The sequence below is a fragment of the Ectothiorhodospira lacustris genome, from assembly GCF_022227785.1.
In the GTDB taxonomy this organism is placed as follows: domain Bacteria; phylum Pseudomonadota; class Gammaproteobacteria; order Ectothiorhodospirales; family Ectothiorhodospiraceae; genus Ectothiorhodospira; species Ectothiorhodospira lacustris.
The window spans coordinates 1-20,816 of the sequence record NZ_JAJNQM010000064.1 but is presented as its reverse complement, the minus strand read 5'-3'; the positions used below and the strand labels follow the sequence as shown (position 1 = coordinate 20,816).

The following is a 20,816-nucleotide window of genomic DNA, read 5'->3' as shown; positions in this document are numbered from 1 at the left end:
CATCAGTGCTCAATGACCCGGACGGTATCTCCGTCAAGCAAGCCGAAGCGCCCATCGACGATCAGTCGGGTATCCCCGGGCAAGTCCAGCGAGGGTGGTTGTCCCTCGCGTACCTCAGGGGTGGTAATGAATCTGGCCCGGCCATCCTCTTCCACAAAGATTCCCAGATCGTTTGCACGTCGTACTAATAGGTCGGCGGGTGCATGACGCAGGTCCGAAACCCATTCAATACGCCCCACTTGGCCGGGTAGGGTGGTTTCTTCCGTGAACACAAACCGCACATCCACGCTGCGAAGTCGCTGGTCTACTATGGGTGAAATGGCACGTAACTCAACTGGATAATGCGCGCCCGCCGCCACGAAACGGATTTTCCCGGCAGCCTGCAGGGCGGGCAGGTCCTGCTGTTGGATATTGCCGCTGACCTCCAGGTCGCGGGCGTCGAGAATCCGCGCGATTGGGGTGCCGGCCTGCACCAGTTCACCGACGCTACTCAAGCGTTCGATGACCACGGCATCGAAGGGGGCGCGGATCTCGCACAGGTTGATGCGTCGCTGGGCAGAGCGGGTGGCGGCTTCCAGTCGCGCTACCTCGGCCCGGGTGCGCGAGGACTGGGCCTGGCGCTCGTTCAGGAGTTCGGCGGACACGGCCTGTCGGCGTGCCAGCTCCTGGGCTCTTCCCAATTGAAACTGTGCGAACTCGGCGTCCGCCCGTGCAGCCTGGGTCATGGCGCGAACCTGCTGCAGGTCCAGGGTATGTTCCTCGCAATCAATCCGTGCCAGCAGGGCGTCCGCCTCCACGCCTTCTCCCACCCGCACGACTACCTCCCGCAGCACGCCATGAATCTCGGCACTCACGCGGGTATCGTTGAGGCTCACGGTGGTTGCCGGGGCGCTGCGTACCGGGTGGAAGCCAATGGTATCTAATGAGCGGGTGGTGACGGGCTTTTCCTCGGCTGCGTCCACGCCTAAGGCCAGGCCGATCATGAGGCTGACGGCGAACAGGCTTCGAATCATGGTGTTGCTTTTCAGTATCCCGACGCTCATGTAGTGTTCCGATGTTTTTCCTTGATCAGTATAGCCCTTGACGCCACTGCAAGGCTTGCGGTTCCGCTTATTCGGTGATGGTTGTCGGATATGGCATAACGTGTTCTTTTTACGGCTAAAAAATTTCGTCGCTGATGATCTTTTTCCTGTGGCTGTTTCTCGTCAGGCCGTGAAGGCGTATGTTCCTCAGAAACGGTAAGTCCAAGTGGGTGGGGACGCGGTGATTATGGTGATCATTCAACCCAATGCCTGATTGTTCGTCGTGACACCGGTATGAGCAGCCGGCTGCATACGTGGATCACCGTTTGTCCCAGATGCGCGGGGTCTCAGGGGTTTGAAAAAAATTGCTTGTCAAACATTTGCGTGGGAGTTTATTTCAGTATGACACGCATCACACGGAAGGGCGGCCTCAAGGCCGCCCTTCCGTGTGATGCGTGTGTGTTTTACTGTCTTGCGTCGATTTTCAAATATCAGGCGGGAGCCTGTTTGCGCCGCCGCATCATCAGTCCGATGGCGCCAAGACCAAGGCTGAGTAGGCCGATGCTGGCCGGTTCAGGCACCTCTACCTGGACCGGATCGGTTGTGATCAGGGCTGCAAACTGGAAAGTCGTGGTCTGATTTTCCGGGGTGCGGAAGCCCAGGCATGGTGCGGAAACGCCGGACACTGCGTTACAGGCGGCGTTGGGTAGAGGGTTTAGGCCGGAAGTGAGTTCCAAGAAGCTGATGAAGTAGGTGCGTGCAAAATCAGGCGTATCGCCGCCGATATCCGGGTAGGTGAAGGCAAAATTGATCGAGTTCTGGTTGATCACGAAAATGTCGGCGCAACCGTTTATATTGACACCGATGTTGTTTGGTTCGCCATCAGCGCAGGTCGAAGGTTCATTGGGTGTTTCAAAAAAGTTGACGCTGAAGGTGATGGTTTGAGCGGGTAGGCCCGCTCCGCTGGGGGCGAAGGGCGTCAGCGTCAGGGTGGATGCGATATCCACAGACAGTAGCGAGGGCGATCCTGCAAAAATAGGGTTGTTGCGGTGGGTGATGGAGACATTGGGGACCGGCGAGCCGTTGGTATTGACCAAGGTGTCGGCCGGTGAATTGGAGATGATAAGGCCGCTGTCTCCAGCTGTAGTAGCTGGGTCACCCCACCTCAATTCTGTGGGGCCGACGAAAGTGACTCCGGTCGGGGTCACTGAGCTCTGAACAAAGGCGGTCTCGACTTCTACCTGCCAAGTTGTGATGGGCGCAGCCTGGGCTGCTCCCGCAAGGCTACAAGCCAGGCCCGCAAGTATAACTTTTTCTTTTGAAAGCTTCATGGGATGGCCCTCGTGCCTGTAAACATGTTCATTCGTTGACAAACTGCCAAGGAATTCCATGAAATATTCAGCAATAAACGGGCCATTTTTTTTGGTTTTTTTATTTCTTTTTAAATCAGCGCGTTGCTTTTGTAGTGTAAGTAAATTTTTGAAGTGAAGCACGGTTTTTCGAGCGATATGTAAATATTTTCGACGTTTATTTCAGGCTCACATTTATTGATGGTATGGCGGGTTGAGTGCTGCAGGCCGTTATGTGTGGGTGCTTTTTGGGTGCTTTTGATGACTGCTTTTAACGGCACCGGCATGTTTGGCGCCGCTGAAAGCGGCGGTGGATTTTTTCTTCTTCTGCAAGCCTGTCCATGCCACGCCCCTCGGTGAACTCACGCCAACCCATATTGCCTTAACTTCTTTCGCAACGTCCCCCGGTTCAACCCCAGATACTGCGCCGCCCGGCTCTGGTTGCCGTCGCAGTGCCTGAGCACGGAGGCCAGCAGGGGGCGCTCCACTTCTTCCATCACCAGTCGATAGACGTTGTCCGGCTCGTGGCCGTCCAGGTGGGCAAAATAGTCGTCCAGGGCCTGGTGCACGGCCTTGGCCAGGGTTTCGCTCTCTCCCTTGACCTCGTGATTCATGCGGCAATTTCCTCGCCTTGGGGGAGCGACTGGAAGTAGCGGGTGATCAGCTGTTGCTGAGTGGCACGATCCGGGGCGCGCAGGATGCGGGGGCGCCAATCGGCGGCGCCGGGGCGGCCGTCCAGGTACCAGCCGATGTGCTTGCGGGCGGTACGCACCCCCAGGCTTTCCCCGTAGAAATCGTACATCCGGCCCAGATGGGCCTGCAGCAGGTCATGGACCTGGGCCGGGGTGGGATCGGGCAGATGCTTGCCGTGGGTCAAGTGGTGCTGGATCTGCCGGAACAGCCAGGGACGGCCCTGGGCGCCGCGGCCGATCATGAGGGCGTCGGCGCCGGTGATCTCCAGTACCCGCCGGGCCTGCTCGGGGGTGCGGATGTCGCCGTTGGCGATGATGGGGATGTCCACCGCCTGCCTGACCCGGGTGATGGCCTGGTAGTCCACGGTCCCCTTGAAGCCGCAGGCGCGGGTGCGGCCGTGGACGGTGAGGGCCAGGATGCCGTGATCCCGGGCCAGACGGGCGATGTCGGGGGCATTGATGTGATCCCGGTCGACGCCGAGGCGGATCTTGAGGGTGACGGGCACCGGCACGGCGGCGACGACAGCCGCCAGGATGCGGGCCACCCGGGGCGGGTCGGCCAGCAGGGCGGCACCGGCGCTGCGGTTGACCACCTTGCGGGCGGGACAGCCCATGTTGATGTCGATGATCTGGGCGCCCAGCTCGACGGCGGCCCGGGCGGCCTCGGCCATCATGTCGGGGTCATAGCCGGCGATCTGGACGCTGCGGGGGCCGATCTCGCCCTCCTGGTCCAGGCGCAGGCGGGACTTGGTGGTCCCCCACAGGCTCATGTCCGAGTGGACCATTTCCGAGACCGCCAGACCGGCACCTTGCTGTCGGCACAATTGACGGAAGGGGCGGTCGGTGATGCCCGCCATGGGCGCGAGGATCAGTGGCGGGTCGACGGTGTAGGGTCCGATATGCATGGGTCTTGAAGGGCGTGATGCGTGGTTTGCGCCGGACCAACCATGATACCCAGTGGGGGGCAGGGTATAAAGCCCTTGTTCCCGGGCGGGGCAGGGATATGTTGTTCAGGGGGCGAGGAATCGGAATTCATAGGACACCGCCGCCGGTCCCGGATCCCCCACATCCAGGCGGATGTCCGCCGGTTGTGACGGCGGCATGAGTCCTTCCGGGGGGTGGACCAGATAGGTCTCGGGGGCAAAGCGCCGTGCCGCCATCGGGTTGCCCATGATGTCCATGAAGATCATCTCCAGGATCGGCCAGGGCTGATGGAAGTCGGCCCGGTTTTCCAGGCGGCCGGTGATCATCAGGGCGCCGGGATGACCGGGATGGCTGTGTACCTGACGGCTGATCAGGTGCAGTGAGGCGGGGTCGGTGCGCGGCGGCAACGGGCAGCCCAGCAGGTCGCAGGCCTGGCGTACCCAGGGTTCCAGCTCGGGATGTGCCAGTAACTGTTCGCGTTCCTCGTAGGCCAGCTGGGCCATCAGGGCCAGGATCAGAAACAGGCAGGCCAGGCCCCAGGCCAGGGTGCTGCGCAGGGAACGACGGGGTGGGTGCGCGACGGTCAGGTCATCCTTTAGGACGGCCGGGATCATGGCGGGGGTCGTCGGGACCGAGGTGGGTGCAATATCCCGGGTCTCGTTCCCGGGCGGTCGTCGCCGCGGTGGTTCAGGGGAGGCGTCGGGGGCACCAGGACCCGGTTTGTCACGGGCGACGGCGCGGGGCGCCTCTGCGTCCTGGAGGGAAACGCCGAACGCGCCCAGGTTCAGCTTGCGGGGGCGCTCTCCGAAGTCCGGCTGAGCCAGGTCCTCCACGGGCTCGTTCTGGGTGGTCCGGATATCGAATACCTGACCGCAGTCGCCGCATCTCACCTGGCCGCCCCAGGCCTCCCGTTCCGCATCGCTGACGTGGAACCGGTGCCGGCAATGGGGGCAGCAGGTGAGCATGAGGGTCAGGTGATGTCGCTGCGCCGGACGCCCTGCAACAGCGTCCAGCCGTCCTGCTGATCGGCCACGCTCATCTCGAACCAGGAGTCATGGGCGGAAGCGACTTCTTCGGCCTGGCGGTCCAGCAGTCCGGCGAGGATGATGTGTCCTCCCGCCCGGGTGCGTCGACCCAGGGCCGGGGCGAGGGCGATCAGAGGGCCGGCCAGGATGTTGGCCATGGTCAGGTCAAAACGGAGTTCGTCCGGCAGGGCGTCGGGCAGCGCCGCATGCAGTCGTTCCGGGGCGATACCGTTGCGCTGGGCGTTCTCCCGGGTGGCGGTCATGGCCTGAGGGTCGATGTCCACGCCCCAGGCATGACGGGCGCCCAAGGCCAGGGCGCCGATGGCCAAGATGCCCGAGCCGCAGCCGTAATCCAGGACTTCTTGGTCCACGGGGCTGTGCCGGTCCAACCAGCCCAGGCACATGGCCGTGGTGGGATGGGTGCCGGTGCCGAAGGCCAGGCCCGGGTCCAGGCGGATGTTGACCGCCTGTGGGTCCGGTGCCTCGTGCCAGGTGGGGACGATCCACAGGCGCCGCCCGAAGCGGATGGGCTTGAAGTCATCCATGCAGGCCCGCACCCAGTCCTGATCCGGCAAGATCTCGTGGTGGATGCGGGACGGCTCCAGACCGAGTCCCTGGGACAGGGCGGCGGTGAGGGCGGGGATGTCCGCCTCGGCGGCAAACAGCCCGGTCACCAGGGTATCCGGCCATAGGGGGGTTTCCCCCGGCAGGGGTTCCAGCAGGGGGAAATCCCCGGCATCCCGCAGCATCACCGAGATGGCCCCCAGGTCCAGCAGGGCGTCTTCCACGGTCTCGGTTTGCTCGGCTGCGGCCGGAATGGTGATCTGAATCATCAGCTCTGTGCCTTGAGTTTCTTTTCCAGATAGTGGATGTCCGTGCCGCCGTTCTGGAAGGCCACGTCATTGATCAGATCCCGGTGCAGGGGGATGTTGGTCTTGATGCCCTCGATCACGATCTCCGCCAGGGCCCCGCGCATGCGCGACAGGGCGATCTCCCGGGTGGCCCCGTAGCTGATGAGCTTGCCGATCATGGAGTCGTAGTAGGGCGGCACCTTGTAGCCGTTATAGATGTGGGTATCCACGCGGATGCCCGGACCGCCGGGGGCGTGGTACTGGCTGATGGTGCCCGGGGAGGGCATGAAGGTGGTCGGGTCTTCCGCATTGATGCGGCATTCGATGGAATGGCCCTGTATCTTGACCTGATCCTGGGTGAAGCTCAGCGGTTCGCCGGCGGCCACGCGGATCTGCTCCCGTACGATGTCGATACCGGTCACCATCTCGGTCACCGGGTGTTCCACCTGCACGCGGGTGTTCATCTCGATGAAGAAGAACTCCCCGTCCTCGAACAGGAACTCGAAGGTGCCCGCGCCCCGGTAACCGATCCGACGGCAGGCGTCGGCGCAGCGTTCGCCGATGGTGTGACGCTGTTCCTCGGTGATGCCGGGGGCCGGGGCCTCCTCGATCACCTTCTGGTGGCGGCGCTGCATGGAGCAGTCCCGCTCCCCCAGGCTGACGGCGTTGCCGTGCTCGTCGGCGATCACCTGGATCTCCACGTGCCGGGGCCGTTCCAGGTACTTTTCCATGTAGACGGTAGGGTTGTTGAAGGCCGAGGCCGCCTCGTTGCGGGTCAGGGAAATGGCGTTGATGAGGGCGCCGTCGGAGTGCACCACCCGCATGCCGCGGCCGCCGCCGCCGCCGGAGGCCTTGATGATGACCGGATATCCGATCTTGCGTGCCAGCTCCAGGTTGGCCTCCGGGTCTTCCCCGAGGGCGCCGCCGGAGCCGGGGACGCAGGGGACGCCGGCGGCGATCATGGCGTCCTTGGCGGAGACCTTGTCACCCATCAGGCGGATGGTCTCGGCCCGGGGGCCGATGAAGACGAAGCCGCTGGATTCCACCCGTTCGGCAAAGTCGGCGTTTTCCGACAGGAAGCCGTAGCCGGGGTGGATGGCCTCGGCATCGGTGACCTCGGCGGCGCTGATGATGGCGGGGATGTTGAGATAGCTCTCGATGGAGCGGGCCGGGCCGATACACACCGACTCGTCCGCCAGACGCACGTGCTTGAGATCCCGGTCCGCGTCGGAATGCACCGCCACGGTCTTGATACCCATCTCGCGACAGGCCCGCAGGATCCGTAGGGCGATCTCACCCCGGTTGGCAATCAGTATCTTGTTGAACATGTGCTTGTTCGGCCCCGCGGTCAGTCAATGATGAACATGGGCTGGCCGTATTCCACCGGCTGTCCGTTTTCCACCAGGATGGCCTTGATCACGCCCGCCTTGTCGGCCTCGATCTGGTTGAGCATCTTCATGGCCTCGATGATGCACAGGGTATCACCGGCGTTCACCGACTGGCCCGCTTCCACAAAGGCGCGGGCGCCGGGGGTGGGGGCGCGGTAGAAGGTGCCCACCATGGGGGCGGTGACCTGGTGGCCGGAGGGCAGGGCGGCAGGCTTGTCTTCCACGGTGGCGGGCGTGGCCGGTGCGGCGGCGGGCGCGGCGCCGGGAACCATGTACTGTTGGGGCGGCATCATGAAGGCGGTGCCGCTGTTGGGGGCTGCCCGGGTAATGCGGACCGATTCTTCACCTTCCTGGATCTCGATCTCGTTGATGCCGGATTCTTCCAGCAGTTCGATCAGTTTCTTGATTTTTCTGATATCCATGGCGTCTCAGCTTCGGTTGGTCAGTTGCATGGCGGCCTGCAGCGCCAGCGCATACCCCTGGGGGCCCAGGCCGATGATGACACCGGCGGCCACGTCGGACAGGTAGGAGTGGTGGCGGAAGGACTCGCGGGCAAAGGTGTTGGACAGATGAACTTCAATGAACGGAATGGCCACGCCCAGCAGGGCGTCGCGCAGGGCGATGCTGGTATGGGTATAGGCGCCCGGATTGATCAGGATGCAGTTCACGCCTTGATGGCGGGCGGCGTGGATGCGATCGATCAGGGCGTGCTCCGCGCTGGACTGGAAGGCGTCCAGGTCATGGCCGGCCTGCCGGGCCTGTTCGGTCAGTGCCTGAACGATGTCGTCCAGGGTCCGGTTGCCGTACACGCCGGGTTCACGGGTGCCGAGCAGGTTCAGGTTGGGACCGTTGAGCAGCAGGAACTGGGCCATGGGCTTCACAACATCGCGAGGACTGGAAAATGCCGGGCCTTGCGGGGTGAAACCGCGGTCAGACGCAGGAAAGGTGAATACCCCCAAGGTGCAAGGGATTGTGCCTCAAGGGTGGGGTGGTGTCCAGGGTTTGAACCGAATTATGGGTTTTTTGCCGAAGTTTACGGCATGTTCTAATAATTTTCCGAGAGGTTTTGTGGGATGCTTTGCCGCCTGACTCTCATGCATCTTGATGGCGATGCCCCCCTCATCCCCGGCCCTTCTCCCCCTGGGGGAGAAGGGAGTGTCTGTGGCTGAACCTGGGTTCGTTCACGTTAAAGCAGCGGCTTCAACTCTCGCTCCAGCGTCGCCCGGGTCAGTTCACCTGCATGGATATACCGGATTCGCCCCTCTCGGTCCAGCAGCACACTGTAGGGCAGGCTGCCGAAGCGGTTGCCGTAGCGGCGTGCCACCTCCATGGCAGTGTCCTCACCGATCAGCACCGGGAAATTCACCATATAGGTATCCATGAAGTCCTGCACCGCCTGGTGTTCGTCGATGGCCACGGCCACGATGGTGAAACCGGCGGCCTCATGGTCTTCCTGCATTTCCACGAAGGTGGGCATCTCCTTGCGACAGGGCGGGCACCAGGTGGCCCAGAAGTTGACCAGCACCACCTGATTATCCCATTCGGCGATGGTGCGCTCCCGGCCCTGCATGTCGGGCAGGGTAAAGTCGGGGCGCTGTTGACCCAGCATCCCGGACCCGGTGAGTTCGCCGTCGGCTTGCTTGCCGGAGGAGAACAGGCTGAAACCGAAGCCGGCCGCGGTGCCGGAGATCAGGGCGAGCGCCAGCAGGACCGGTAGCAGATAACGGCGCGAAGGACCGGATTGTGGTGATGACATGCTCAGGATCTCCCCAGGGCGCGGAGCAGATGGTCGGTGAACTGACGGGCGTTCATGTAGCCTACCACCCGTTCATGGGCTAACTCCTGTCCCTGCCCATCATAGAAGACCAGGGCCGGTGGTCCGAACAGGTTGAAGGCCTGCATCAGTTGCCGGTGATCGCCGGTATTGGCGGTGACGTCGGCCTTGAGCAGGCGCACCCCGGACAGGGCCTGGGCCACGTCGCCGTCCTGGAAGGTGGTGCGTTTCATGCGCACGCAGTCCACACACCAGTCGGCATAGAAGTCCAGCATCACCGGCTGACTCAGTTCCCGGGCCTGGGCCAGCTCCCGTTCCAGGTCCGCCAGACTGTCCACCGGGCGAAACGGCAGTTCGGCCTGGACCGTTGCCGAGGTGCCGGTGGTGATGCCGCTCAAGGGCCGCAGTATGTCCCGACCGCCGGAGGCGGCACCGATCATGACCAAGATCCCGTAGATCAGGATCACCAGACCCAGCCCCTTCCACAGCACCCGCCAGCCGCCGGCGTTCTCGGGCAGGGATCTCACCGCGCCCATGTAGACGGCGGAAACGATGAGCAGGGTGGCCCACAGGAACAGGGCGACCTGGGCGGGCACCACCCGCTCCAGCAGCCAGATGCCCATGGCCAGCAGCAGCACGCCGAACACGGCCTTGACCGTATCCATCCAGGCGCCGGCCCGGGGCAGCAACTTGCCGGCGGAGGTGCCGATGATGAGTAGCGGCAGGCCCATGCCCATGCTCAGGGAGAACAGGGCCAGACCGCCGAGCACCGCATCACCGGTCTGGCTGATGTAGATCAGGGCCCCCACCAGAGGGGCGGTGACGCAGGGGCCGACGATCAGGGCCGAGAGAAAGCCCATGATGGCGGCGCCGATGAGGGTCCCTCTCTGCTGTTTGCCGGACAGGGCGGACAGGCGAGTCTGGATGCCGGAGGGCATCTGCAGCTCATAAAAGCCGAACATGGCCAGGGCCAGGGCGACGAAGACGGCCACGAAGCCGCCGATGATCCAGGGGTTCTGGAAGGCCGCTTGGAGGTTGGCCCCCGCCAGGCCGGCGATCACCCCGGCCACGGTGTAGGTCAGCGCCATGGCCAGGACGAAAACCAGGGAGATGAAGAAGGCCTTGCGGGTGGTGAGATCCTTCTGGCCCACGATGATGTTGGACAGGATGGGGATCATGGGTAAGACGCAGGGGGTAAAGGTCAGCAACAGGCCGAAACCGAAGAACACCAGAGCCACCAGCCAGATGCGTCCATCCGCCAACTGGGCGGCGATGCGGTCCTGTTCCGTCACGGGCGGGCCGTCTGCCGCAGGCCGGGGTTCCAGGGCCTGGGGGCCGCGGATGTCGGTGAGATCCAGGCTGACGGTCTGGAAATGGGGGGGGTAGCACACCCCGATGTCGGCACAGCCCTGGGAGCGGGCCTTGAGGGTCAGCGTGTCAGGGGCATCCTCGCCGCGCAGGAGGGGGATGTGGATGCGGATGTCATATCGGTAGGTTTCCACCTGGCCGAAGAATTCGTCTTCCTTGATGACGCCGGCGGGGCGGCGGGGCTCGCCCAGTTCGATGCCCTCGGTCTGCGACTCGAGCCTGAACTGGGCGCCGTAGAGGTAGTAGCCCTCGGCGATGCGCCAGTGGGCCACCGCCGTGTCTTCATCTTCCAGGTAGGCATCGAAGGCGAAGGCCTTGTCCGGAGGCAGGAGTTCGTCCCCCATGCCGAACTGGGCGAGAGCGGGGAGGGCCGGCAGCAGCAGTGCCAGCAGCAGGAATCGCAGTGAGCGTCGCATCATGAGTCGGTGTTGTCGTCTATCCAGCGCAGGTAGCCTTCCAGGCCGTGGGTGATTGGAACCGCGATGATCTCCGGAAGTTCATAGGGGTGCAGGGCCTGGATGGTCCTTTGCAGGGTGTCGAAGCCGTCGGCGCGGGACTTGATGAGCAGAATATGTTCGGCGTCTTCCTGGATTTCGCCTTCCCAGACATAGACGGAGGTGGCCGCCGGCAGGATGCTGACGCAGGCGGCCAGGCGTCGCCTGACCAACTCGCCGGCAAGCTCACGGGCGCGGACGGGGTCGTTGAGGGTGGTGAGGATCAATAGTTTGTCGCTCATGGGTGGCCCTTTTCAGATCGGAAAAATGTTCGGATCGGAAGATGCATCGGTCCTCCCTTCTCCCCCGACCCCCGCACATCATCAGGGCAAGACCACCACCGCCGTCAACCCGGCCCGCAGCCCGAGCGCTTCCGGTGGTGAAAACACCACCTCCAGCCTGAAGCGGGGCAAGGACTCGTTCACTGGCTCCAGTCCCAGTCCCAGCACGCGCCCGGCGAGGGGCCGATCCCCCACACGTACCTCCACCTCCGTGCCGGGCGAGAGCCTGTCAAGCAGAGCGGCCTCCACGTCTGCCACCGCCAGCATGCGCCCATCCGCCGCCAGAGTCACCAGCGGCTGTACCCGCAGGGCGTTGTGTACCACTTGGCCGGGGGCAACATGCCGGGCGATCACCCGGGCGTCCATGGGGGCCGTCACCCGGGCATGTTCCAGATCCAGCCGCACCCGGGTCAGGGCCGCCTGCGCCGCCTGATGTTCCGCCTCGGCCATGCGCCGGGCAATCTCGGCCAGGGCCAGTTCCCGCTCAGAGATGAGGGTGCGGTCGTACATCTCCCGGGTTCGCTCGTGCTCCCGGCGGGCTTCGTCCCGGGCCAGTCGCAGCCGGTGCTCCTGGGCGCGGGCCTGTTGTTCCTCCGCCTGCAGGGCGCGGGTGTCCATCTCCACCAGGGGTTGGCCCTGTCGCACCCGGTCCCCCGGGTTTACCAGCACTTTGGTGACGGTGCCGGAGATGGGAGTGCCCAGTTCCAGGCGGTCGGCCCAGGCCAGTCGGGCGGGGACCTCCTCGGCCTGGAGTGCCGGTGCCGTGACCGTCAGCGCCAGCAGGAATAAGATGACCAGGCCGGGGCGAGTCTTGGAACGCATCACGAATCATCCTCCTGCATGGCCGCGGGTGAAAATGGCCCCGGTGCCAGTGGGTCTGCCGTGGCCTGCCCGGTCAGGAGGGCCAGGCGTGCCCAGGCCAGGGCGAGCTGAAACTCCGTGCCGGCGGTGAACAGCATGGCCTCCGACTGCCGGGTCATGGCATCGCCCAGGTCCGTGGCCACTTCCATTTCATAGAGACTGCGGCTGCGATCCAGGTACAGGTCCCGGTAATCCGCCTGCACCCGAGCTTGTTCCCGCTGGATCTTGAGGCGCTGGATCTCCAGCCAGGTCTCCAACACCGCCTGGCGCAGGGACAGGTCGAAATCCTGCAGGCGGGCGCGGGCCTCATGCAGGCCGGCCTGTTCTCGGGCCGTGCGAGCACCCACCCGGCCCCCGTCGTAGAGGGGGATGTCCAGCACCAGCCCCAGGGCAAGGGGGTTGCGGTCGCCGCCGAACTCCCGCTGCCACCAGGCCGCCTGAGCCTCGGCGCTCAGGGTGGGCCTGCGCTCCGCCCGCTCCGCGCCCACCCGGGCCATGGCCGCCTCCACCGTCATGTGCAGGGCCTGGCGTCGAGGGTTGTGGTCCCGGGACAGTGTCCAGAGGATTTCGACATCCGGTAACTCCCGGTCGTTGCCCGCCAGGGCCGGGGTACGCAGACGCCCCGGTACCTGATCCGGCCGTCCCAGCAGGGCCGCCAGGCGCTGGCGGGCGATGCGTGTCTGCTGCCAGCTGGCCAGTCGCTGTAGTCGGGCTGCCTGGTATTGGCTTTCCTGTGCCATCAGGTTGATATCCGAGATCTGTCCCAGGCCATGGCGTTCCCGCAGGCGGTTGAGTTCCACGAAGGCCACCGCCATGGCCTCGTTGTCCCGGGTGTAGGTCAGGTCCGCCAGCAGTACCTCGAAGAAGCCCTGCATGATCCGCAGGCGATGATCGGCCAGGACATGATCCTGTTCCCGCTCCCGGGACAGCACGGCGGATTCGGCGGCCGCCAGGTGATGGCGGCTGCGACCGAAGTCGTGGAGGGTCTTGCGACCGTGGAGGATGGCCCGGGAGTCGTCATGGTCCTGCATCGGTGCCAGGTCATTGGGTTCGACCCAACGTGGGTTGAGCTGCAGGCCCAGTGCCAGATCGTTGCGGCTTGCGGCCACCCGGTGCTCGGCCCGTGCGGTGTCAAGCTCGGCACGGGCCAGGGCGAGGCGGGGATGTGCCGGGTCGGCCAGGGCCAGGGCGTCCTCCAGGGTCAGGGGCGAGGGCAGGGGGGTATCGGCACCGGCTGCCGCGCCGGGGAGGCACAGCGCGATCAGCAGGGGCAGAATACGTCGGCTCATAGCCCCCGTGCCTGTTCCTGACGCTCGCGCCGGTAGCGGCTGAAGGGTTGCTCCCGATATTGTCCCTCGACCACGTATTCGCCGAACCAAAGGAATTCCTCGGTCCCCGCGGTAGGGCCGGTCAGACGGGCAATGGGCCGGCCATTGAGGTCAAAGAACTGGAACACCGGTGTGGCCCGGACCCGGTTGTCCTGAAAGGCCCATTCCCTCTGGGTGGTGACATTGCCCTGGAAGTCCGTGATCTCGATGGCCCCTTCCACGTCCACCGCAAAGGCCGCGAAGTGCTCACGGTAATAGTCCTGGACCTCGGGCTGGTTGAGCACGGTGTCCTTCATGCGGTGGCAGAAGGGGCACTCGTCCATCTCGAAGAAGATCAGCACCGCCTTCTTGCCTGCCCCCCGGGCGGTGTCCAGTTCTTCCTGGAAATCCCCGAAGGTGAACTGGAAGAAGTGCTCGTAAGGGTCTCTTTCCAACGCGCGCAGGGACAGGCTCCACAGCAGCGTCAGCAGGCACAGGCCCGTGCCGAGCAATACCCTTGGCAGTGATCCGATAACGGGCATGGCCGGCCTCCAGGCTTCATATTTCCAATTGAGATAAGTCGATAACCTTGTTTTACCCAATCCCGGGGGTGGCTGGCAAGTGGGTGTTTCCAGACCGAGATCCCGAAGAACGAGAACGGTATGCCTTGAATTCATGGGGGCGGGCCGCCAAAGTGACCCTTTGGATATTCTGAACAAGTCTTTTCCGCATCAGCGGGCATCCAGGGGCGCTCGGCGCTTGAACCCAGGGCCTCGCTCGTCATTCCCGCGCAAGCGGGAGTCTAGGTCAGGAAGCGGGCATGGCCTCGGAGTGGTCCACCGGCCGTCATTCCCGCACAGACGGGAATCCAGGTGGTCAAGGCCGCGATGGATTCCGGGTGTCGTCATTCCCGCGCAAGCGGGAATCCAGTCGCGGGCTGGAAATTCTGGGCTCCCGCTTTCGCGGGAGTGACGGCAGAGAACGCTTGCAGTGGCGGCAAAGTTGGCTTGTTCAGTGTTTGCTTTTCATTTGTCGGTGCCTCCGATCATGGGTCGGTGTATCCGACGCTCATCCACCACACACGGATATCACCATCATGCCTGTCTTTCCCATCCTGTTGTTGCTGTTCTTCACCATCCCCCTGATCGAGATCTTCGTGCTCATCAAGGTGGGCGGGATCATCGGTGTCTGGGCCACCGTCGGCCTGGTCATCCTCACCGCCGTGATCGGGGCCTACCTGCTCAAGCAGCAGGGCATCGCCACCCTGACTCGGGTCCAGCGCACCATGGACCAGGGGCAGTTGCCGGCCCGGGAACTGGTGGAAGGATTCTTCCTGGTCATCGGCGGTGCCCTGCTGCTGACCCCCGGCTTCTTTACCGACGCCATCGGCTTTGCCTGCCTGATTCCCCTCACCCGTCAACTGCTGGCGGCCTGGATGATCCGGCGCGGGGTTTTCGCCGCCCATACCCATGTCCGTGCTCAGTACCAGGCCCAAGGCCGGCAGCCGCCGGGTCAGGAGCAGCGTGGGCGCACCATCGAGGGAGAATGGGAGCGGGAAGAGCCGGTGCGTCCCGAAGTGGAGCCTCCGGAGCACAAGCGGGGCCAAGAGTAATTGCGCCTGCCCCTTGACATCCGGAAGTCCGCCCCTATTATTGGCACTCACCAAGGGGGAGTGCTAACAGCCCCTGGGATCAGACACAGTCACAGTCAATCCAAAACCTGCTTCTAAGGAGTCAAGGCCCATGAATATCCGTCCATTGCATGATCGGGTGATCATCAAGCGCATGGAAGAAGAGCGCACCAGCCCCGGCGGCATCGTGATCCCCGACAGCGCTGCCGAGAAGCCGATCCGCGGCGAAGTGGTCGCCGTGGGTAAGGGCAAGAGCCTGGAGAATGGCGAAGTGCGCCCGCTGGACCTGAAGGTGGGTGACAAGGTGCTGTTCGGCAAGTACTCCGGTACCGAAGTCAAGGTGGACGGTCAGGAGCTCCTCGTCATGCGCGAGGAAGACGTGATGGCCGTCATCGAAGGCTGATAGCCGGCCCTTCCTGCCCCCCCGCACAGAATATATTTAGAGGATAAGACAAGTATGAGCGCTAAAGAAGTCCGCTTCGGTGATGATGCCCGTGCCCGCATGGTCAAGGGTGTGAACATCCTGGCCAATGCCGTAAAGGTCACCCTGGGTCCCAAGGGCCGCAACGTGGTGCTGGAAAAGTCTTTCGGTGCCCCCACCGTGACCAAGGACGGCGTGTCCGTGGCCAAGGAGATCGAACTGGAAGACAAGTTCGAGAACATGGGTGCCCAGATGGTGAAGGAAGTCTCCTCCCAGACTTCCGATGTGGCCGGTGACGGCACCACCACCGCCACCGTGCTGGCCCAGGCCATCGTCCGCGAAGGCATGAAGGCCGTCACCGCCGGCATGAACCCCATGGACCTGAAGCGCGGTGTCGACAAAGCCGTGATCGCGGCCGTGGCCGAACTGGCCAACCTGTCCAAGCCTTGCACCGACAACAAGGCCATTGCCCAGGTGGGCACCATCTCCGCCAACTCCGATGAGTCCGTGGGCGAGATCATCGCCAGCGCCATGGAAAAGGTGGGCAAGGAAGGCGTGATCACCGTGGAGGAAGGTTCCTCTCTGGAGAACGCCCTGGAAGTGGTGGAAGGCATGCAGTTCGACCGCGGCTACCTGTCCCCCTACTTCGTCAACAACCAGCAGAACATGAGCGCCGAGCTGGATGACTGCTTCGTGCTCCTGTACGACAAGAAGATCGCCAACATCCGCGACCTGCTGCCCGTGCTGGAAGGCGTGGCCAAGTCCGGCAAGCCCCTGCTGATCATCGCCGAAGACATCGAAGGCGAGGCCCTGGCCACCCTGGTGGTCAACTCCATCCGCGGTATCGTCAAGGTGGCTGCCGTCAAGGCCCCCGGTTTCGGTGACCGTCGCAAGGCCATGCTGCAGGATATCGCCATCCTCACCGGCGGCCAGGTCATCTCCGAAGAAGTGGGCCTGTCTCTGGAGAAGGCCAGCATCGACGACCTGGGTATGGCCAAGCGCATCGTGGTCACCAAGGAAAACACCACCATCATCGATGGCGCTGGCAAGCACGACGAGATCAAGGCCCGCGTGGAACAGATCCGTGCCCAGATCGAAGACGCCACCTCCGACTACGACAAGGAAAAGCTGCAGGAGCGTGTCGCCAAGCTGGCCGGCGGCGTGGCCGTGATCAAGGTGGGTGCCGCCACCGAAGTGGAAATGAAAGAGAAGAAGGCCCGCGTGGAAGACGCCCTGCATGCCACCCGTGCCGCGGTGGAAGAAGGCGTGGTCCCCGGTGGTGGTGTGGCTCTGGTACGCGCCCTGGAAGCCATGGGCGAGGTCAAGGGCATCAATCACGATCAGGACATGGGCATTGCCATCGCCAAGCGCGCCATGGAAGAGCCCCTGCGTCAGATCGTGGCCAACTGCGGCGAAGAGCCGGCAGTGGTCATGAACCGGGTGCGTGAGCTCAAGGGCAACCAGGGCTACAACGCCGCCACCGGCGAATTCGGTGACATGATCGAGATGGGCATCCTGGACCCCACCAAGGTGACCCGCACCGCGCTGCAGAACGCCGCTTCCGTGGCCGGTCTGATCATCACCACCGAAGCCATGGTGGCCGAGCTGCCCAAGAAGAACGAGCCCGCAATGCCGGGCGGCGACATGGGCGGCATGGGCGGCATGGGCATGATGTAAGCCCTGCAGTCTGAAAAGACCGCAGTGAATGCCGTCTTTCCATGACGGCAAGCAAAGCCCCGCTTCGTGCGGGGCTTTGTGTTTAGGTTTAATATTGTTGCTGTGGCGTCGCCACGCTATCCGCCCCATTTTCAGGAGAACACACGATATGCGTAAGACAACTTTCGCCGGCACTTTGATACTGGCCTCGTCCCTGCTGGCGGCCGGGACGTCGATGGCCTTTGCGGACGTCGGCTTTGCCTCGGATCCGCGCGGTACCGTCGTGCGTGATGGTTCCGGTGAGTGTGTACGTACGCCCCGCTGGAGCACGGATCGCGCCATTGAAGGCTGTGCCGGGTATGTCGCCCCTGCGCCGGAACCGCGTGTAGAGCGTGCCCCGCCGCCGGCCCCCGCGGCCCCCGCGCCGGAGCCTGTCTATGAAACCATCACCTTGGGCTCCGAAGTGCTGTTTGCCATCGGTAGCCATCAGCTGAACCCGGCTGCCACCAGCGAACTGAACCGGGTGGCCGATCGGATTCGCCAGGCCGGTTCCCGTCTGGAGCGGGTGGTGATCAGTGGTCACACCGACAACACCGGTTCCAGGGCACTGAACGAGCGTCTGTCCAAGGACCGTGCCGAGTCCGTCAAGCGTTTTATGGTGGAGCGCGGCATCCCGGCTCGCCAGATGGAAACTGCCGGTTATGCCTATGACCGTCCGGTGGCCTATAACACCACTGCAGAAGGTCGTACCGCCAACCGGCGCGTCGAGATCCGCATCGAGATGACCGAGCGGGTCAACTAAGTCAAGGGGATACTGAACAAGCCCCTTGTCGCCGGTTTGTTTTTTTTTCGTCACTTTGTTTCTCGTCGTCACTTTGTTTTCTTGGCGTCACTCCCTCTCCTTGCCGTCACTCCCGCGAAAGCGGGAGTCCAGGGGTTTCCAGCAGGTTCCCTCTTGGATTCCCGCTTTCGCGGGAATGACGTACCCATGAGTGGAATGACGTGCTCACGGGAGGGAATGACGTGCTCATGAGTGGAATGATGTGCTCATGGGCGGGAAGGACTTGTTCAGGACGTGCATTAAAGCCCCTCTCCCCTTGTGGGAGAGGGGTTGGGGTGAGGGGAGAACGACCACAGGAGTTTCCATCGATCCCGCTCAGGTATTAATCTGGACACCGGTCCTCTTCCGGCAAGCATCATGTCCAGTACCCGTCGTACTTCCCCACATACACTGACCCTGCCCATCACGGGCATGGGCTGTGCCGCCTGCGTCACGCGGGTGGAAGATGCCCTGAAACCTCTTCCGGGCGTCGATACCGTCAGCGTTAACCTGGCCACTGAAAAGGCCTCCGTCACCACTTCGACTTCCCCCGATGTCGCCGCTCTGGTCCAGGCCATCCGCAAATCTGGTTATGACGTGGCCTTCGATACCCTGACCCTGGCCGTCTCCGGGATGAGCTGCGCCGCCTGCAGCAGCCGCGTGCAGAACCTGCTGGAGCGGACTCCGGGCGTGCTGGAGGCCAGCGTCAATCTGGCCACCGGTCAGGCCCGGGTCCGCATCCCTGCCGGCGCCCTCTCCGCCGCGGACCTGGCCCGGCGTATCACCGAGGCCGGCTACGAGAGCCGGGTCCACGAAGCCGGGCCGGATCGGGAAGATCGGGAGCGGGTAGCCCGCAAGCAGGAACTGTCCCGGCTGCGCCGTGCCTTGATCCTGGCGGCTGTCCTCACCCTGCCGGTGCTGGTGCTGGACATGGGGGGACATTTCTTTCCTGCCTTCCATCACATGGTGCATGGGACTCTGGGTACCCAGACCGTGTACCTGCTGTTCTTTCTGCTGGCCACCGGGGTGCAGTTCGGTCCGGGGCTGCGTTTCTATCGCAAGGGCGCCCCGGCCCTGGTCCGGGGCGCGCCGGACATGAACTCCCTGGTCATGCTGGGGACTTCCGCCGCCTATGGCTATTCCGTGGTGGCCACCTTCCTGCCCGGGGTCCTGCCGGCGGGGTCGGTGCATGTCTACTACGAGGCCTCCACGGTGATCATCACCCTGGTGCTGCTGGGGCGCTATTTGGAGGCTCGTGCCAAGGGCGCCACCTCGGAGGCCATCCGCAAGCTCATGGGACTGCGTCCCCGCACCGCCCGAGTTTGGCGTGACGGCGACTGGGCCGAGGTGGATGTGGATCAGGTGCAGCCCGATGACCGGGTCCAGGTGCGGCCCGGAGAGCGCATTCCCGTGGATGGGGTGGTGGAGGAGGGGCGGTCCTGGGTGGACGAGTCCATGATCACCGGCGAGCCGGTGCCGGTGGACAAACAGATCGGCGCCGCCCTGGTGGGCGGCACCATCAATGGCCAGGGGGCCTTGACCCTGAAGGCACAGCGGGTGGGCTCGGACACCGTGCTGGCCCAGATCATCCGCATGGTGGAGTCTGCCCAGGCTGCCCGGCTCCCGATCCAGAACCTGGTGGATCAGGTGACCCGGTATTTCGTCCCGGCGGTGATGGGGATTGCCCTGGTCACGTTCCTGGTCTGGTTCTTCTTCGGTCCCGCACCGGCGCTCACCCTGGCGCTGGTGAACGCAGTGGCCGTCCTCATCATCGCCTGCCCCTGTGCCATGGGGCTGGCCACACCCACCTCCATCATGGTGGGCACCGGCAAGGGAGCGGAGATGGGCGTACTGTTCCGGGGCGGTGACGCCCTGCAGTCCCTGCGGGATGTGCAGGTGGTGGCCCTGGACAAGACCGGCACCCTGACCCAGGGGCGCCCCGAGCTGACCGGGGTCTCGGTGCTGGGGGAGTGGGATGAGGCCGAGGTCCTGACCCTGGCTGCGGCCCTGGAGGCCCGCTCGGAGCATCCTCTGGCCCAGGCTGTGGTGCGTGGTGCCCGGGAGCGGGGGCTGACCCTGCCGGAGGTGGAACATTTCGACTCCTTGAGCGGACGCGGACTCCAGGGCCGGGTGAAGGGCCGTGAGATGGTCATCGGCTCTCCTCGTTTTCTGGCTGAATCGAACATTGATATTGCCGGTACCGAGGCATCCGTGGCCCACCTGGCGGGGCAGGGTGTAACCCCGGTGCTGGTGGCGTTGGGCGGTCGGCCGGCTGCCCTGCTGGGGATCTCCGATCCGCTCAAGCCATCGGCGGTGGCCGCTGTGGCCCGTCTCAAATCTTTGGGGCTCAAGGTGGTGATGGTCACCGGCGATGATGAGCGCACGGCCCGGGCGGTGGCTCGGGATCTGGGGATTGACGAGGTAGTGGCACAGGTGTTGCCGGAAGGGAAAGTGGAGGCGGTGCAGCGCCTGCGGGCTTCGGGCATGAAGGTGGCCTTCGTGGGCGACGGCATCAATGACGCCCCGGCCCTGGCGGCGGCGGATGTGGGTCTGGCCATCGGTTCCGGCACGGATGTGGCCATGGAGTCGGCCTCGGTGGTACTCATGTCCGATGACCTGCGTCACGTGGCCCACGCCATTGCCTTGTCCCGGGCCACCATCCGCAACATCCAGCAGAATCTGTTTTGGGCCTTTGCCTATAACGCCACCTTGTTGCCGGTGGCCGCCGGGGTGCTGTATCCCTTCTTCGGGCTGCTGCTGTCGCCGATGTTCGCGGCGGCAGCCATGTCCCTGTCGTCGGTCTCGGTACTGAGCAACGCGCTGCGGCTCAAGCGTTTTCAGCCGGCAGCATGAATGTGCAGAAATCAGTTGACATGATAATGAGAAAGATTATTATTTAAGGCGTGTGTCGCATTTCTCCTCTTCTCGCACGCTTGGGGCCGGATATCCGGCC

Annotated in this window: 20 protein-coding genes; 5 read left to right on the top strand and 15 right to left on the bottom strand. The window is 63.9% G+C overall.

Features of this window, described 5'->3' with window-relative positions:
• Positions 1 to 2 precede the first annotated feature (2 nt).
• From LQ952_RS11990 to LQ952_RS11920, 15 genes are all read right to left on the bottom strand, one after another.
• Positions 3 to 1,043, bottom strand: a complete 1,041-nt coding sequence (locus tag LQ952_RS11990; protein ID WP_238622875.1) for an efflux RND transporter periplasmic adaptor subunit — start codon at positions 1,041 to 1,043, stop codon at positions 3 to 5.
• A gap of 470 nt (positions 1,044 to 1,513) precedes the next feature.
• Positions 1,514 to 2,515: a THxN family PEP-CTERM protein gene (locus LQ952_RS11985; protein WP_238622874.1), complete on the bottom strand. Its 1,002-nt coding sequence runs from the start codon at positions 2,513 to 2,515 to the stop codon at positions 1,514 to 1,516.
• A gap of 218 nt (positions 2,516 to 2,733) precedes the next feature.
• The gene (fis, locus tag LQ952_RS11980) at positions 2,734 to 2,985 is read right to left on the bottom strand and encodes a DNA-binding transcriptional regulator Fis (RefSeq protein ID WP_238622873.1); all 252 of its coding nucleotides are present in this window, start codon (positions 2,983 to 2,985) and stop codon (positions 2,734 to 2,736) included.
• Positions 2,982 to 3,968: a tRNA dihydrouridine synthase DusB gene (gene dusB / locus LQ952_RS11975; RefSeq protein ID WP_238622872.1), complete on the bottom strand. Its 987-nt coding sequence runs from the start codon at positions 3,966 to 3,968 to the stop codon at positions 2,982 to 2,984. Before dusB ends, fis begins: the two co-directional genes overlap by 4 nt.
• 105 nt (positions 3,969 to 4,073) lie before the next feature.
• Complete coding sequence (locus tag LQ952_RS11970; protein ID WP_238622871.1) at positions 4,074 to 4,952, bottom strand: zinc-ribbon and DUF3426 domain-containing protein; 879 nt, start codon at positions 4,950 to 4,952, stop codon at positions 4,074 to 4,076.
• A gap of 5 nt (positions 4,953 to 4,957) precedes the next feature.
• Positions 4,958 to 5,845, bottom strand: a complete 888-nt coding sequence (gene prmA, locus LQ952_RS11965) for a 50S ribosomal protein L11 methyltransferase (RefSeq protein WP_238622870.1) — start codon at positions 5,843 to 5,845, stop codon at positions 4,958 to 4,960.
• On the bottom strand, positions 5,845 to 7,191 hold the full coding sequence (accC, locus tag LQ952_RS11960; RefSeq protein ID WP_238622869.1) for an acetyl-CoA carboxylase biotin carboxylase subunit: 1,347 nt from the start codon (positions 7,189 to 7,191) through the stop codon (positions 5,845 to 5,847). The genes prmA and accC overlap by 1 nt, the downstream gene beginning before the upstream one ends.
• A 20-nt stretch (positions 7,192 to 7,211) precedes the next feature.
• Positions 7,212 to 7,673 carry an acetyl-CoA carboxylase biotin carboxyl carrier protein gene (gene accB / locus LQ952_RS11955; protein WP_238622868.1) on the bottom strand — a complete coding sequence of 154 codons (462 nt, stop codon included), beginning with the start codon at positions 7,671 to 7,673 and terminating at the stop codon, positions 7,212 to 7,214.
• 6 nt (positions 7,674 to 7,679) lie between these two features.
• Positions 7,680 to 8,123 carry a type II 3-dehydroquinate dehydratase gene (gene aroQ, locus LQ952_RS11950; RefSeq protein ID WP_238622867.1) on the bottom strand — a complete coding sequence of 148 codons (444 nt, stop codon included), beginning with the start codon at positions 8,121 to 8,123 and terminating at the stop codon, positions 7,680 to 7,682.
• A 314-nt stretch (positions 8,124 to 8,437) separates the two neighbouring features.
• Positions 8,438 to 9,007: a TlpA family protein disulfide reductase gene (locus LQ952_RS11945; RefSeq protein WP_238622866.1), complete on the bottom strand. Its 570-nt coding sequence runs from the start codon at positions 9,005 to 9,007 to the stop codon at positions 8,438 to 8,440.
• Positions 9,008 to 9,009: 2 nt separating this feature from the next.
• The gene (gene dsbD, locus LQ952_RS11940) at positions 9,010 to 10,812 is read right to left on the bottom strand and encodes a protein-disulfide reductase DsbD (RefSeq protein WP_238622865.1); all 1,803 of its coding nucleotides are present in this window, start codon (positions 10,810 to 10,812) and stop codon (positions 9,010 to 9,012) included.
• On the bottom strand, positions 10,809 to 11,129 hold the full coding sequence (gene cutA, locus LQ952_RS11935) for a divalent-cation tolerance protein CutA (RefSeq protein ID WP_238622864.1): 321 nt from the start codon (positions 11,127 to 11,129) through the stop codon (positions 10,809 to 10,811). The genes dsbD and cutA overlap by 4 nt, the downstream gene beginning before the upstream one ends.
• Before the next feature lie 81 nt (positions 11,130 to 11,210).
• On the bottom strand, positions 11,211 to 11,990 hold the full coding sequence (locus LQ952_RS11930; protein ID WP_238622876.1) for an efflux RND transporter periplasmic adaptor subunit: 780 nt from the start codon (positions 11,988 to 11,990) through the stop codon (positions 11,211 to 11,213).
• Positions 11,990 to 13,318: a TolC family protein gene (locus tag LQ952_RS11925; protein WP_238622863.1), complete on the bottom strand. Its 1,329-nt coding sequence runs from the start codon at positions 13,316 to 13,318 to the stop codon at positions 11,990 to 11,992. The genes LQ952_RS11930 and LQ952_RS11925 overlap by 1 nt, the downstream gene beginning before the upstream one ends.
• Positions 13,315 to 13,878: a thioredoxin family protein gene (locus LQ952_RS11920; RefSeq protein ID WP_238622862.1), complete on the bottom strand. Its 564-nt coding sequence runs from the start codon at positions 13,876 to 13,878 to the stop codon at positions 13,315 to 13,317. Before LQ952_RS11920 ends, LQ952_RS11925 begins: the two co-directional genes overlap by 4 nt.
• Before the next feature lie 554 nt (positions 13,879 to 14,432).
• On the opposite strand from LQ952_RS11920, the gene LQ952_RS11915 reads away from it, so the two are divergent.
• The 5 genes from LQ952_RS11915 (at position 14,433) to LQ952_RS11895 (ending at position 20,716) form a co-directional block, all read left to right on the top strand.
• The gene (locus LQ952_RS11915) at positions 14,433 to 14,948 is read left to right on the top strand and encodes an FxsA family protein (RefSeq protein ID WP_238622861.1); all 516 of its coding nucleotides are present in this window, start codon (positions 14,433 to 14,435) and stop codon (positions 14,946 to 14,948) included.
• Positions 14,949 to 15,078: 130 nt separating this feature from the next.
• Positions 15,079 to 15,369 carry a co-chaperone GroES gene (gene groES / locus LQ952_RS11910; protein WP_238622860.1) on the top strand — a complete coding sequence of 97 codons (291 nt, stop codon included), beginning with the start codon at positions 15,079 to 15,081 and terminating at the stop codon, positions 15,367 to 15,369.
• 54 nt (positions 15,370 to 15,423) lie between these two features.
• Positions 15,424 to 17,064, top strand: coding sequence for a chaperonin GroEL (groL, locus tag LQ952_RS11905; RefSeq protein WP_238622859.1), 1,641 nt, complete (start codon positions 15,424 to 15,426; stop codon positions 17,062 to 17,064).
• Between the two features lie 148 nt (positions 17,065 to 17,212).
• Positions 17,213 to 17,845 (top strand): OmpA family protein, encoded by a 633-nt coding sequence (locus LQ952_RS11900; protein WP_238622858.1) that lies wholly within the window; start codon positions 17,213 to 17,215, stop codon positions 17,843 to 17,845.
• Positions 17,846 to 18,241: 396 nt separating this feature from the next.
• Positions 18,242 to 20,716, top strand: coding sequence for a heavy metal translocating P-type ATPase (locus LQ952_RS11895; protein WP_238622857.1), 2,475 nt, complete (start codon positions 18,242 to 18,244; stop codon positions 20,714 to 20,716).
• Positions 20,717 to 20,816: the final 100 nt, after the last annotated feature.

What these genes read in the sequence shown, in the direction of transcription:
- LQ952_RS11920 (WP_238622862.1), bottom strand. Translation starts at nt 13,878, where the DNA reads ATGCCCGTTATCGGATCACTGCCAAGGGTATTGCTCGGCACGGGCCTG.
- LQ952_RS11900 (WP_238622858.1), top strand. Translation starts at nt 17,213, where the DNA reads ATGCGTAAGACAACTTTCGCCGGCACTTTGATACTGGCCTCGTCCCTG.
- LQ952_RS11945 (WP_238622866.1), bottom strand. Translation starts at nt 9,007, where the DNA reads ATGTCATCACCACAATCCGGTCCTTCGCGCCGTTATCTGCTACCGGTC.
- LQ952_RS11895 (WP_238622857.1), top strand. Translation starts at nt 18,242, where the DNA reads ATGTCCAGTACCCGTCGTACTTCCCCACATACACTGACCCTGCCCATC.
- dsbD (WP_238622865.1), bottom strand. Translation starts at nt 10,812, where the DNA reads ATGATGCGACGCTCACTGCGATTCCTGCTGCTGGCACTGCTGCTGCCG.
- LQ952_RS11990 (WP_238622875.1), bottom strand. Translation starts at nt 1,043, where the DNA reads ATGAGCGTCGGGATACTGAAAAGCAACACCATGATTCGAAGCCTGTTC.
- cutA (WP_238622864.1), bottom strand. Translation starts at nt 11,129, where the DNA reads ATGAGCGACAAACTATTGATCCTCACCACCCTCAACGACCCCGTCCGC.
- LQ952_RS11925 (WP_238622863.1), bottom strand. Translation starts at nt 13,318, where the DNA reads ATGAGCCGACGTATTCTGCCCCTGCTGATCGCGCTGTGCCTCCCCGGC.
- accC (WP_238622869.1), bottom strand. Translation starts at nt 7,191, where the DNA reads ATGTTCAACAAGATACTGATTGCCAACCGGGGTGAGATCGCCCTACGG.
- prmA (WP_238622870.1), bottom strand. Translation starts at nt 5,845, where the DNA reads ATGATTCAGATCACCATTCCGGCCGCAGCCGAGCAAACCGAGACCGTG.
- groL (WP_238622859.1), top strand. Translation starts at nt 15,424, where the DNA reads ATGAGCGCTAAAGAAGTCCGCTTCGGTGATGATGCCCGTGCCCGCATG.
- groES (WP_238622860.1), top strand. Translation starts at nt 15,079, where the DNA reads ATGAATATCCGTCCATTGCATGATCGGGTGATCATCAAGCGCATGGAA.
- fis (WP_238622873.1), bottom strand. Translation starts at nt 2,985, where the DNA reads ATGAATCACGAGGTCAAGGGAGAGAGCGAAACCCTGGCCAAGGCCGTG.
- aroQ (WP_238622867.1), bottom strand. Translation starts at nt 8,123, where the DNA reads ATGGCCCAGTTCCTGCTGCTCAACGGTCCCAACCTGAACCTGCTCGGC.
- LQ952_RS11915 (WP_238622861.1), top strand. Translation starts at nt 14,433, where the DNA reads ATGCCTGTCTTTCCCATCCTGTTGTTGCTGTTCTTCACCATCCCCCTG.
- dusB (WP_238622872.1), bottom strand. Translation starts at nt 3,968, where the DNA reads ATGCATATCGGACCCTACACCGTCGACCCGCCACTGATCCTCGCGCCC.
- LQ952_RS11930 (WP_238622876.1), bottom strand. Translation starts at nt 11,990, where the DNA reads ATGCGTTCCAAGACTCGCCCCGGCCTGGTCATCTTATTCCTGCTGGCG.
- LQ952_RS11970 (WP_238622871.1), bottom strand. Translation starts at nt 4,952, where the DNA reads ATGCTCACCTGCTGCCCCCATTGCCGGCACCGGTTCCACGTCAGCGAT.
- accB (WP_238622868.1), bottom strand. Translation starts at nt 7,673, where the DNA reads ATGGATATCAGAAAAATCAAGAAACTGATCGAACTGCTGGAAGAATCC.